This window comes from Mucilaginibacter sp. A5337 (assembly GCF_059690695.1).
The window spans coordinates 829919-843547 of the sequence record NZ_JCAWEC010000002.1 but is presented as its reverse complement, the minus strand read 5'-3'; the positions used below and the strand labels follow the sequence as shown (position 1 = coordinate 843547).

At 42.3% G+C, this 13629-nt stretch carries 7 protein-coding genes; 5 read left to right on the top strand and 2 right to left on the bottom strand.

The window, feature by feature from the left end; all coding sequences use genetic code 11:
* The first annotated feature begins 11 nt into the window (after positions 1-11).
* On the top strand, positions 12-2051 hold the full coding sequence (locus AC59JO_RS08375; protein ID WP_497304650.1) for a kojibiose hydrolase: 2040 nt from the start codon (positions 12-14) through the stop codon (positions 2049-2051).
* A 162-nt stretch (positions 2052-2213) separates the two neighbouring features.
* Here AC59JO_RS08375 and treA read toward each other — a convergent pair whose 3' ends face one another.
* Positions 2214-3860 carry an alpha,alpha-trehalase TreA gene (gene treA / locus AC59JO_RS08370; RefSeq protein ID WP_497305041.1) on the bottom strand — a complete coding sequence of 549 codons (1647 nt, stop codon included), beginning with the start codon at positions 3858-3860 and terminating at the stop codon, positions 2214-2216.
* 125 nt (positions 3861-3985) lie between these two features.
* Between treA and AC59JO_RS08365 the strand changes: the two genes are divergently transcribed.
* Together AC59JO_RS08365 and AC59JO_RS08360 are read left to right on the top strand one after the other, a co-directional pair.
* On the top strand, positions 3986-5137 hold the full coding sequence (locus AC59JO_RS08365) for a beta-1,2-mannosidase (RefSeq protein ID WP_497304648.1): 1152 nt from the start codon (positions 3986-3988) through the stop codon (positions 5135-5137).
* A 96-nt stretch (positions 5138-5233) separates the two neighbouring features.
* A complete protein-coding gene (locus tag AC59JO_RS08360) occupies positions 5234-5548 on the top strand; it encodes a hypothetical protein (RefSeq protein ID WP_497304646.1) in 315 nt (104 codons plus the stop codon).
* Between the two features lie 38 nt (positions 5549-5586).
* On the opposite strand, the gene AC59JO_RS08355 is transcribed toward AC59JO_RS08360, so the two are convergent.
* Positions 5587-8976: a DEAD/DEAH box helicase gene (locus tag AC59JO_RS08355; RefSeq protein ID WP_497304644.1), complete on the bottom strand. Its 3390-nt coding sequence runs from the start codon at positions 8974-8976 to the stop codon at positions 5587-5589.
* A gap of 612 nt (positions 8977-9588) precedes the next feature.
* On the opposite strand from AC59JO_RS08355, the gene AC59JO_RS08350 reads away from it, so the two are divergent.
* Together AC59JO_RS08350 and AC59JO_RS08345 are read left to right on the top strand one after the other, a co-directional pair.
* The gene (locus AC59JO_RS08350; protein WP_497304642.1) at positions 9589-12216 is read left to right on the top strand and encodes a bifunctional YncE family protein/alkaline phosphatase family protein; all 2628 of its coding nucleotides are present in this window, start codon (positions 9589-9591) and stop codon (positions 12214-12216) included.
* Positions 12217-12499: 283 nt separating this feature from the next.
* Entirely contained in the window at positions 12500-13618 is a 1119-nt protein-coding gene (locus tag AC59JO_RS08345; RefSeq protein ID WP_497304640.1) for a deoxyribonuclease II family protein, read from the top strand.
* Positions 13619-13629: the final 11 nt, after the last annotated feature.

Below are 13629 nucleotides of genomic sequence, written 5' to 3'. Positions count from 1 at the left end.
AGTCATTGATTTTGAATAAGGTATTTAAGTTTGGTTTGTTTTTTGCTTTACTGATGCCCGTGGTATCTCAAGCACAAAATATTGACCCGTGGAAAATTAAAGCAGATAAAATTGATCCATCTAACTACTACGGAATTACGGTAGCCAATGGGATGATCGGGATAGTATCTGCCCCCGAACCATTCAAGGTTAAAAATGTAGTGCTGGCTGGTGCTTATGACCTGTATGGCCGGGGCCGGGTAAGCAATTTTCTGAACAGTTTTAACCTGCTTAACATGTACCTCGAGATTGATGGTAAACGCATCGATGCCAAAAACATCAGTAATTTTAAGCAAGAGTTGGATATGCAGCATGCTGCATTCACCACCACTTTTGATTATGCCGATAAAGCGACCATAAAATACACCTATTACTCATTTAGGCAATTGCCTTTTACTGTTTTGATGGATGTTTCGGTGACGGCAAAGCAAGCTATCAGCATCACATCCGCAAGTGTAATGGAAGCGCCCGACGCGCTTAAAGAGGTTCAGAATTACTATAATGAAATTGACAGGCCGCATGTAACCATAAGCTTACTTACTTCAACAGCAAAAAGCCCCACTGGTAAAATGCAGCTATGTGCGTCTACGTCCTTTTTATTTAGCGAGCCGCATGGCCAGGAGCCCCGCATCATTCATGAAATGTGGGATAATAACATGCACCTCATGAAATTTAGCAAAGCTATAGCTGCCGGCCAAACTTACAATTATGCTGTTACTGGTTCGTCCATAACTTCAGCACATCATGCCGACCCACTGAATGAAGCCGAGCGCCTTACTATTTTTGCTAAACTGGAAGGCCGCGACAGGCTCATCAAATTTCATAATAAGGCATGGGATGAGCTGTGGACAAGCGATATCCAGATAGCGGGCGATGACCAGTCGCAGCAGGATATACATAGCATGCTGTACCATTTGTACTCGTTTTCAAGAGCTGGAACGGCTTATTCGCCCTCACCAATGGGGCTTTCGGGTTTAGGTTATAACGGTCACGTTTTTTGGGATTGCGATGTTTGGATGTATCCCGCAATGCTGGTTTTACATCCCGAAATTGCAAAATCGATGGTCGAGTACCGGTTTGAGCGCCTGGATGCCGCGCGTAAAAATGCGTTTTCGCATGGTTATAAAGGGGCAATGTTTCCCTGGGAAAGCGCCGACAGCGGGGTAGAGGAGACACCTGTTTGGGCATTGAGCGGCCCTTTTGAACATCATATTACGGCTTGTGTGGCACTTGCGGCATGGAATTATTATTGTGTTACCCAGGATAAACAATGGCTGAAAGAAAAAGGCTGGCCTATACTTTCGGCCACTGCCGATTTCTGGGCAAGCCGGGTTGAACGCAACGGAGCCGGTCATTACGATATTAAAAACGTAGTTGCGGCCGACGAATGGGCCGAAAATATTGATAACAACGCATTCACCAATGCCGCTGCAAAAGCAAACCTTTTAAATGCCACCACTGCTGCTAAAATTTTAGGAGAAAAAGCCGACGCCGATTGGGTGAATGTTGCTCAAAATATCCCAATTCTGAAGTTGGATAATGGGGTTACCCGCGAACACGCATCCTACAATGGCGAGGGGATTAAACAGGCTGATGTTAACCTGTTGGCCTATCCGCTTAAAACAATAACCGATCCGGCTCAGATAAAAAAAGATCTCGAATACTACGAAACCCGTGTACCCAACGAAGGCACCCCGGCCATGACCCAGGCCGTTTTTGCGCTGTTATATTCACGCTTGGGCAATGGAGAAAAGGCCCTGCATTTTTTTAAAGACGCGTACGAGCCCAATCTTAATCCGCCGTTCCGTGTAATTGCCGAAACCAAAGGCGGAACCAACCCGTACTTCGCTACCGGGGCAGGAGGAATTATTCAAAGCCTGTTGATGGGTTTTGGCGGTTTGGATATTACGCCAACCGGCATTGTGCAGGTTAAAAGTAAATTACCTGCGAATTGGAAATCATTGAAAATTACTGGTGTTGGGATGAATAAGGCTACCTATATGATAAAGTAAACATCATCAATAAACACGGTCATTGCGAGCGCAGCGTGGCAATCGCACGGAAGCAGATCTGTATTGTATAGATGCTTCATAGTTCCTCCGCACGATAGTTAAGACTTACGAAGTTTTCGAAACTTCGTAAGTCTGGATTCTACAACATGCTTTACAGTTTAATCAATTCTGAACTTCAGCCGGTGTTTTTTCCAGTTGTTCTGTATCAATGTGATATCTGTTAACCAAATGCAATAAAACCCCATTAGTCCAGCCGAAGCCATCCTGCAGGGGGTACTCCCCGCCGCCGGCAGTTAATTGTGTATCAACCACATTATACTTTTCCAATAATTTTCCGGTTTGTTTAAACACCCTGATATTAAGTTTAAGCCAACGAGTAGCAATTTCTTTTGCCAGTGTATTGTAATTGTATTTTTCAAGGCCATCTACAGCCATATATTGCAATGGTGCCCAGCCATTTGGTGCATCCCATTGTTGGCCCGAAAAGTTTGGCGTGGTAACCAGGCCACCAGGTTTCAGGAAGTTGCTTTTGAGCCCATCGGCCACTAAACGGGCCTGCTCATCGCTGGCAATTTTAAATTCAAGCGGGAATTCGCCGGCAAGCGTTTCAATAGCTGATTGTTGCTTCAATTTCCAGTTATAATCATCAAACCAGCCTGTTTTTTGGTTCCAGCAATATTTTAGGATTGCATTTTTCCGGCTGTTTGCTCTATACCTATACATTTTAGCCAGTTTGGCATTTGGGAGTTGGTTTAAGCTGCGGGCGATGGTCATTTCCAAATTATATAATAAACAATTCAGATCAACAGGTATGATATCACTGGTTTGTATAGTTGGCAATTTGCCCGATGCATCAAACCATCGCGTGCTGAAATCCCAGCCTGAAGCCGCAGCTGCACGGATGTTTCTATAAAATTGGGCCGACGGTTGTTTGCTTTCTTTAGCTGCATCAACATCTTTTATGTATGACTCCTCGCGCGGTTCATCGCTTTCGTCCCAATACCTGTTCAAAACAACGCCATCTGGCATACGTACAACCCTGTGTGCCGCTTCATTGGCCTTTATTGTTTCCCAGCCATGCATCCAGTATTCATATTCTTTGATCAACTGTGGCCTGAAATGTACCAGCACTTTCTCGCCCTCCAATTTTGCCAGGAGGTTAACCATCATAGCAAAAAATGGCGGCTGCGAACGGGTGAGGTAATAGCTGCGATTGCCGTTGGGGATAAAGCCATATTTATCAATCAGGTAAGCAAAGTTTTCGACCATATTGTGGATCACCTTCACCTGGTGGCTTTCCTGCAGGCCGAGCATTGTAAAATACGAGTCCCAGTAATAAATTTCCCTGAACCTGCCGCCAGGCACAATGTATGGATTAGGCAAGGCAAGTGCCGATGAAAAAGGCTTGGCTTCGTCAGGGCGGCGCTGTAATACCTGCCATAAAGTATCAATGTGCTTGCGAATCCCCGCGGATATATCGGTTTGAAAGTTGTTGTGCGATACAGGGACACTGAAATTAGCTAAAACAAATGCCTGCAGGCTAAAGCCGGGCTTATCTTTCTGCTCATTATAAGCTTTCACGATCAGTGCAGGATCCTGCTTGGGCACGGCATCAACAAAGGTCTTGTTATCCGGAAAAATGGTTGAGGTTTGAACCGCCTCAAACAGTCCCGGAAACTGTTGCCGTGGTGTGGCGGTTTGAGCATTTGCCTGTAATACAAAGAATAAAAATGCGAGTAAAAGAAGTTTTCTCATCAGCTTAAAATTACACCTTTTTGCAGGATAGGTATTTGGTTTATAACAGGAGATAAATTTACTATTTTTGAAGCGATTATAATTGATATCTGCTTTGTTTTCAGCCATTATTGTGCAGGATATAAAAGATATCATCCGTATGCCCCCATACTATAAATCATAACCATAAATCATTTACCATGATAAGTTTTTTACGAAGAGGGTACATTATATTTTCTTTTTTGTTTGCCCATGTTTGCTATGGCCAGTCAACTGTTAACAAGTTACCTTCGTGGGCATTTGGCGGGTTTGTACGGCCGGCAGCTGTCAATCCCATTATCTCGCCCGATACAACTTCGCGTTTCCCCGATCCAATGAGCAATAAGCAGGTTCAATGGGAGGCCAATGATACTTTTAATCCTGCAGCGACTATAAAAAACAATAAGATAGTAGTACTGTACCGGGCCGAGGATCTGTACGGTATAGGCATTGGCTTCCGCACCTCACGTGTTGGCTATGCTGAAAGTGACGATGGGATTCATTTTAACCGAAGAAAAACACCTGTACTTTATCCGGATAACGACATCGCCAAAAAATACGAATGGCCTGGCGGTTGTGAAGACCCGCGTGTAGCAGTTACGCCCGATGGTACCTATGTTATTTTTTACACCGAATGGAACCGGGATTTACCAAGATTAGGCATAGCGACGTCAAAAGACCTGATCCACTGGAAAAAGCACGGTCCAATATTTGAGACCGCCTACCATGGTAAGTTTTTTAATATTGCCAGTAAATCAGCCTCCATATTAACCCGGGTGGTTAACGGTAAACAGGTAATTATTAAAACACATGGAAAATACTGGTTGTATTGGGGCGAACACCATGTATACGCCGCAACATCGACAAACTTAGTAGACTGGGTGCCGGTAGTTGACCAAAAGGGGGAGCTGAAAGAGCTTATGTCGCCTCGCGATGGTTATTTTGATAGCGATTTAACCGAATGCGGCCCGCCAGCATTGATGACTAAAAATGGCGTGATCCTGTTTTATAACGGCAAAAACAAACCAGCGGAAGGTAGGGATAAGCGGTTCAATGCCAATTCGTATTGTGCTGGGCAGGCCTTATTTGATGCAAAAGATCCGTCTAAATTTAAAACGCGACTTGATATTCCTTTCCTTAGGCCGGTGGAAGCTTTTGAAAAAAGCGGACAATATATAAATGGCACCGTTTTTATTGAGGGGATGGTTTACTTTAAAAAAAAATGGTTCATGTACTACGGCTGTGCCGATTCGCGGGTGGCCGTAGCTGTATATGACCCATCCAAACCCGCACTGCCCGATCCAATTGAATAACGATTGGGCCTGGTATGCTATTAAATTGAAAAATTATAGCTTAAAACTTTGGGTTGTATTAGTCTAAGTATTATCTTCAAAAATTAAATATTTAATATGCATTATATCCTTATTTCAATTGCCGTTATCCTGTTTATTGCTCACGTAGTTTTGTTATTTACTTCGTTTTCAAATGCAAGTTTGATCTCGCCTCGATATTTTTATTCGCACTTAACTTTATGGCTTACGGGATTATCTGTTTTTGCATTGGCTGCGTTATATAGTGGTACCAACCAATCGGGCTTTCTTGATTATTTTAATACATGGATGAAGAGATCATATATCCTGGTATTTACTTTTGGTCTGTCGTTGGTTGCTCATTGTCTTGTGACTTTTTTAGTGCTGCCTTTATTACGAAAATCAAGAGCTTAACAGCAATTTATTGTAGATAGATTGTTGCTGCAGTGAGGCTAATTCAATAAATCAAGCAGATCATCTTTTGAAAGCGAACTTGTGATAGTGCTGTCTGGCTTGATGAGGGTGTTGGCTATATCCTTTTTTGATTGCTGCATTACCATGATCTTTTCTTCAATAGTACCGGGGCAAATGAGCCTTACTGCTACAATCTTTTTATCCTGGCCTATACGGTGACAACGGTCTATTGCCTGGTTTTCGACTGCTGGGTTCCACCATGGGTCAACGAGGTACACGTAGTCGGCTTCTGTAAGGTTTAGCCCGGTACCGCCGGCCTTAAGACTAATAAGAAACACTCTGATGCCGGGATCATTTTGAAACTCATTAACTGCCTGTTCCCGTTTGCGTGTTTGGCCGGTGAGGTACGAGAAACGAATATCACGGGAGCTTAATTCCTTGCGGATCAAATCAAGCATAGATACAAATTGCGAAAAGATGAGGATCTTATGCTGATGTTTTTTACTCTCAATTTCTTCCATCAGCATATCCAGCTTGGCCGATGCATCGCCCGGCATTTTTTCGCCTTTTATCAGCATCGGGGAATCACAGATCTGCCTGAGCTTATTAAGCCCTTTTAATACATTCATAGAGCTCTTTTTCAACTCTTCGTTTGTTGTGGCCGAAATGTATTCCCTGAATTCCTTTTCGTAGGAGTCGTAAATATGGCGCTGTTCCTGCTTCATTTCGCAATACAAAACCATTTCGGTTTTTTCGGGCAGTTCCGCAGCAACCTGTTGTTTGGTACGCCTCAATATAAAGGGCTTCACCTTTTCCTGCAATTCGGCGGCACGTTTACTTCCCTTAAATTTATCGATAGGAACTGCATAAATGTCCTTAAAGTATTGTTTGCTTCCCAGCAGGCCCGGGCATGCAAATGAAAGCTGGCCATACAAATCGAACGTGTTGTTTTCGACAGGGGTACCTGTTATGGTAATTTTATTGCGCGATTTCAGGAGCCTGACGGCCTTGTAACGTTGCGATTCGGGATTTTTTATATGCTGTGATTCATCCAGAAACACATAATTGAAATTAAAATCTTTTAAGAAATTAATATCTGACAATAGTGTACCGTAGGAAGTAAGCACAATTTCATGCTGACGCAGATGTTTGGTATGTTTAAGCCGCTCCGCACCATAAATAGTATGAACTTTGATAGACGGTGCAAATTTTTGAACCTCCTGCTGCCAGTTAAACAGGAGCGAAGTAGGTACCACAATGAGGTTGGTATTGTCGTCGGTTTTACTCCGCTGCAAAAGGATAAAAGCAATAACCTGGATGCTTTTACCCAGGCCCATATCATCGGCGAGGCAGCCGCCGAAATTAAGATTATCCAAAAAGTTGAGCCAGTTCAATCCCTGGCGTTGATAGGCACGGAGTGTTCCATTTAGTCCGGCAGGTACAGGTACTTCATCAATAACTGCAGTACTGGTTAGCTTTTTATTGTATATGGCAAGCTCATTTCGTACATCCTCGTCAAGCATTTCTTCATCATAATATTGCTGTATGGCAGTATAGTTACTTTTTGAAGTGTGCAACGTATCATCATCTGAGATTTCGCCCGAATTAAAATAGTGTGTGAATTTCTCTATCCATTCGGCGGGTAAAATTCCCTGCGTACCATCATCAAGCCGTATGTATTTACTTTTGTTTTTTACAGCCTGGTGCACCTGTTTTAATGAAGCCCTTTTTTTGCCGAATTTTAAATCGATTACTGTGTTGAACCAATTAATGCCGCTCACTACGTTGATGGTGATCTTTACTTTATGCGGGTTTAGCTTATTGCCCTCCAGTTCGTTAAAGCCAAGTATTTCAATATTGCTATTAAGCCACTCGTCAAATACGTTTAAAAACCACTCTTCATCCAAAAAGTGCCTTTTATGCAGGTAAAAGTAATCGAGGTCGTTATCCAGTTGTTCGTTAAAATAGGGGTGTTGTTTTACAAGTAGGGCTGTAAAGGCTATTTCCTCGTCATCTCGGCGTTTGACTAAAAACTGGTTGCCTTTTTCGTCGGTACCATAAATTTGTTTTTGTGTGCGGATGGGGATCTCGGCCTCTCCATAACGTATCACCGGGATAATCATCACATGAGCACCAAAATCTGACAAGTAAATGATCTTTTCGGCAGGCTGATCAAATCCCTCTTTCTTTATTTGCTCCTGTGTGGCTGGTTTAATGTAAGTATAATCAATGTGAAGCTTGTTTTCCAGCTTGTTAAGAAGGTGCGATTTTAACTCGCCGAATTTGCTTTTATGCACCTGCAGGCTGCCTTGCTTCTTTTTCAGCAGTTCAATAACATTCAATACCTGCAAGCTTTCAACCAGGTAAAGTACATTGCCGGTGCTGATAAAGTAGGTGTATTTGATATCAAGATCTTTTATATCATACAACAACCCATCTATATTAAAAATGCCGCTTATCTCATAAAACTCATCCCATGTATTTACCTTAAGCTCCAGGTTGCTTTTTAAACTTTTAACCAAAACCTGGTTTATCGAACCGCTGCTAACCTTTTCAGAAACATTGTTGTCATGAGCGTAAAAACTATATGCTAAAGGGTTTTTAACGATGGCTTTCAGCGCTGCGATATCTGCAACTGTTTTCTCTTTGCTAATATGGTTTTGAAACTTATGTACCCCGGTAAAAAACTTGAGCTGTTGTGCGTCATTGGTTTCCCAGATGAGGTCTAAAGGAGCTATTGGCAGCAAAGGATTCTTAATCTTTCCGTCTTTAGTGCTTTGTGCAAGGTACAGCTCAATAAATAAATACTTATAATATTTGTGTTGTTTTAGTACAATACAGGTTGTTTTATCCGCCACATCGCCGGGTTGTTCAATTGGTTCGGCTTTATCATTTACGATGATACTTTGCAAACTGGCAAGGCTCTCTTTGGTAACGGCGGTTAATGCTACAGAGCGCGGGATTATTTCAAAGCTTTTAGATGATGATCTCAGCTCGAAAAACTTATCGAGATCTGGCTCTTCTTCCAATCCGTAATCGGCCGCTGTCTTTTTTAATTTTTTATGCCTTAGTTCGGCATCAAAAAACACCCTAAACTCATCTCGTTGTGTTATGGCCGATAATACCTGTGCCTGGTGTTCGCACAGTTTATTACCTGTGGCATGGCATCCGCATGAAAGCGCCATCTGCCCGTCGTGGCCGGTAACAATTACCTCAGGGAAAGCTACGGTACCCGATTGATTGGTAAATACGCCCTGGTTAATTTCAAGGTGCTTGGCCAGTATTTGCCGGTAGCTATGCGAATCAAAATAAATACTTACAGCAGCATGAGCGGCAATAATACTTTCGCTAAGGTCGGCAATGGTTGCGCCTTTGATGATGATATTATGATTGCTTTCGCCTTCCTGGTAGCTGATTATCCTGATCACTCTTGCTTTGATGGTTCCCGGTAAATATCATAACAATTATGGTAATGACGATAACCGAGGGTGTTTTTTCGCTAAAAGATTATTTAATTTCTGTTTAAGAAGTTGTTATGAGGCTGTATCAAAAAATGATCAGCTTCATTTTTTGATACAGATAACTTAAGCGATATATAGTTTCGATTGAATTAACTTTTCTAACAAAAAGGGGGTTAACAGGGTTAACACAATTTTGTGCTGATTTTTAATTATATAGTTAATAATCAATTAGTTGATCGTTTTTTATGCCAAAAAAATGTTAACCCCCTTTTGTATAAATATTATCGGATAAGTTAAATTGGTTTCTAAAAACGCCAAGTAATGTCAATATTAATTATGGGTTCAACCTTGTTCTTTGAAAATGTTAACGTAAACAGCCTCTAACTATGTAACAATTATATTCTTCATCAATTATTTACCTTTAATAAATCTATCTGTCATAATTTAGCCGTTTAGCTTAGTACTATGAAATATCCAAAAGTCTTATTGCATCTATTCATCTTAGTGTTCTCTTTTTGTTTTTATGCTTGTCATACTGTTTCAGGAAATAAACAGACTTCCGATAATGAACAGGTCAATATGCATAGTGCCTATGACGACAGTACACTTAACCGCCATATCCTGCCGGTTTTAATGCCTTATAACCGCATTATTGATCCGGCCGGTACGGTAATTTCATTTGGCGATGCTGCTGATGAAAACCACAGCATGGATGTAAGGCTAATCCCGGGTACCAGGTTTATCGCTGTTGAAGACAGGTACGGTATGACCATAATTGATACTGCTGCAAAAAAAGTTGCCACGCGGTGGACCTACAAGCAAGACACACGCTATCGCGGGCTTACAAGTACATACTCTGGTCTTAAAGTGGTTAATATCGGTCATCAAACTCAAATCTACTGGAGTGCTGCTGCGGGCAAGGGCAAAGATTCCAAATCATACGTTTTTCAGGCAGTATGGAAAGACGGTAATATCAGCATCCAAAACACATTTAGCTTTAAAGCTGAAGGCGAATCGCCGCTGGCATTACCCAACGATCTGGTCATCAATAATGAAAATGGCATCAATTACCTGTACGTAGTTTTAAACGGAAATAACCAGTTGGTTAAGATTAATTTAGCGGATAATAAAACCGTTTGGACAAAATCAACCGGTGTTGCTCCATATGGAATTACCATCGCGAAAAACAAAATATTTTTAACCAATTGGGCAGGACCGCAAGCCATTGATACATTGAAGCGTGAAACAGCCGGCGTTCCATATGGTAAGGCATATATCGACCCCAAAACCGGGGCAACGGTACAGGGTACCGTAATGGTTATGGATTTAGCTAAAGGCGATGTGATTAAAGAAATTACAGTTGGCCTGCATCCGAATGCTATCGTTAACAGCGCGGATGAAGCTTTTGTTTATTTAGCAAATGGCAACAGCGATATGGTATCGGTAATTTCAACCAATTCGCTGCAAAATGTAGCTGCGATTGATGTTAAGTTAAATCCTGGCAAAAAAAGTTATATAGGCGATTCGCCAAACGCTTTGACTGTTAATGCCGATGGTACCACATTGTATGTTGCTAACGGACTGGATAACGCGGTAGCCGTAGTAAAGTTAGGCAACAAAACATCGCTCAAAGGCACCGGCAATGATGAAGTGAGAGGCTTTATCCCAACAGAAGCATACCCCGGCGGATTGGCTGTTGATGGCAATAATTTATTTGTGAGCAACCTGGAAGGAGAGGGCTCAAGGATAGGTACAGATGAAATAGGTAAGGATAATTTAAAAGGCGATTTGCCATCCGGCGCTGACGTTACTGCTTATAACTCGCACCATTTAAAGGCAACTGTATCAATGATTAGTATCCCCGATGATAATTTATTGAAGCAGTACACCCAAAAAGTTCAGGACCTGAACCTCAGCTTCCGTCAGCAGATAGCGCAGTTACTGCCCCGTAAAAATATCGCGCCTAAACCAATGCCAGAGCGTATCGGTGAGCCATCGGTTTTTAACCATGTGCTGTATATCATCAAAGAGAACCGTACGTACGACCAGGTTTTAGGCGATATGCCTGAAGGCAATGGCAATAAATCGCTTTGTATTTATGGCGATAGTGTTACGCCAAATCAACATAATATAGCGCGCAACTTTTTGTTGCTTGATAATTATTATGCCTCCGGCAAGTGTTCGGCAGAAGGTCACCAGTGGACCGATGCTGCCATGGTTACAGATTATGTTGAAAAAAGCGTACGCTCCTGGTTTAGGAGTTATCCGCATGTGCAGGAAGATGCACTTGTTTACGATGGTAACGGTTTTATCTGGAATAACGCTGCCGATCATGGTAAAACAGTAAGGATTTATGGTGAAGCTTGTGCCGTGCATTTTGATGATAAGCTAAGCTGGAGCGATATTTATAACAACTACACAGCAGGTAAGCCTTTTGTATTTAAGAATACCAGTACCATTTCGCGGGTGAGACCAATGCTGTCGCAGAATTTTCCGGGCTCCGATGAACATAAGATCAACGAGCAATTAAGAGCAACAGCTTTTATTAAAGAGCTACATGAATATGAGCAAAAACCGGGGGACCAGTTGCCTCAACTGATGATCATGGCGCTATCTGCGGATCATACAGTAGGCACCCGGCCTGGTTTTCCAACACCCGATGCCATGGTGGCCGATAACGACCTGGCGCTTGGCCGTATTGTAGAAGCAATTTCAAAAAGCCGTTTCTGGAAAAATACGGTAATATTTGTTACTGAAGATGACTCGCAGGCGGGATGGGATCACGTGTCTGCATATCGTACTACAGGCTTTGTGATTAGTCCTTATAGCAGGCTACAGCATAAAGTAAGCAAAAATTATAACCAGACCTGTATCGTACGTTCCATTGAACAAATATTGGGTTTACCACCAATGAACATCATTGACGCAACCGCAATGCCCATGTTTGATTGCTTTACCGGTAAGCCATCTCCTTATACTTATACCAGTTTGAAAAATATGGTGCCGCTTAATAAAATCAGCGCGCCTTTTTCTTCACTCAAAGGATCTGCATTACATTTTGCGAAATTATCATCAAGGCCCGAATACGATCATATTGATGGTGGAAATGATGACGTGATGAACAGGATACTGTGGTTTGCTGCTAAAGGGAAAAAAGCCTATCCCGCTAAGCTGGCAGGGAAAGATGAAGATGAAGATGATGATTAAAAAATAAGTAAACATCGTCATTAATTCTAAGATCAACTATAATATCAAAACAATTGTATGTTTTAAAATCGCTGTCTTAACAGGGCAGCGATTTTTTTGTGCCGTCAATCAGTTTAACCTCTAATAACTGATTGTTTTATACGTAAAAATACGGTAAAAACACCTCAAAATACCGTGAAAATACGGGGGCACCTGTTCGCAATATAGCCTTATCTTTATTGTAAACCTCATCAACGCCTGCAAGCGATTAATCAATCAATTTCACAACCTAACCAAAAAAATTATGAAAATTTCAGCGCTTGATGAAAGTGGCGAACCAGTTGACTGGTGGTTTATTTACAAAGTTCCGCAGCTTGACGGAGGGGTGGGCAACGACAAAGCTACAGGGTATGAGTATGTTTATTACGATTCCAAAATCGATGCAAATTCTGATGCCCGGCAAAGAGTAATTGAAAAATCTCCTAATGTACTGAACAGCGACAAGGGGGCGCTCAACCTCACAATGGAATCGGTGTTCAAGAATTTCAACACGCCGGCTCCAACCACTGGTTGGATCCTTTACAATGATGAGATGCCCGAAAGCTTTAGCGTTAATAAACATGACGATGGTACCAGGGGGCATACCAAGGGAATATTAGCATTTGATACCGAATCTGAAACAGCTTTCTGGTTGCTTCACTCGTGGCCCAAATTTATGGAGCCGGGTTCAGAGAAAGACCCAACTCCCAAATATGGGCAAACATACTTATGTATTTCATTAGATTTAAAAACTGCGAATGCTATTGCCAAGCAAATGCTGACCCACCAGGAGCCGCAGATATACCATTTTAGAACTGCCAATTTGCCTCCGACGGCTGATCTCTTTACGCTAACACAGCCATTGAAAAACCATCCCGTTGCCCTGGGGGATTCGATTGATTTAACCTCGATTGGTGGTATGCCTTTCAAAGTTATAGCTAAGAACAGGGAATGGAATAAAGATTTTTGGAATGATTTGGTAGGTGACGTTTTAAAAGATGACCTGGACGTTGAAACCTGGATCCGCGGCCCCATTCCACCGATAGCTGATAGTGACGGTATTCATAAAACCTTTGATATTAAGTATATCAACTTAGGCTTCATGGGGGCACATTGGGCCTGGCCCGAAACAAATGACCACGCCAAATGGGGAGTTACCTTACATGACCCATGGATTTGTGTAGGTGATATTAACCGCATGATCTCGCAGCGAAAACGCGGAGGGGGGACTATCGCGTTTAAGAATCAAACCTTGTGGTCGGGCTTGTCCAAAACAAGTTTGCTTTTGGCCCCTCCGGGACATAACAGAACTGAAGCTCATGTGCTGATTCAAAAAACGCACCATCTTCATGCAGAGGCCCCTCCAAGAACACCGCCTGCATAAACATATAAACT

What these genes read in the sequence shown, in the direction of transcription:
- AC59JO_RS08345 (WP_497304640.1), top strand. Translation starts at nt 12,500, where the DNA reads ATGAAAATTTCAGCGCTTGATGAAAGTGGCGAACCAGTTGACTGGTGG.
- AC59JO_RS08350 (WP_497304642.1), top strand. Translation starts at nt 9,589, where the DNA reads ATGCATAGTGCCTATGACGACAGTACACTTAACCGCCATATCCTGCCG.
- AC59JO_RS08360 (WP_497304646.1), top strand. Translation starts at nt 5,234, where the DNA reads ATGCATTATATCCTTATTTCAATTGCCGTTATCCTGTTTATTGCTCAC.
- AC59JO_RS08365 (WP_497304648.1), top strand. Translation starts at nt 3,986, where the DNA reads ATGATAAGTTTTTTACGAAGAGGGTACATTATATTTTCTTTTTTGTTT.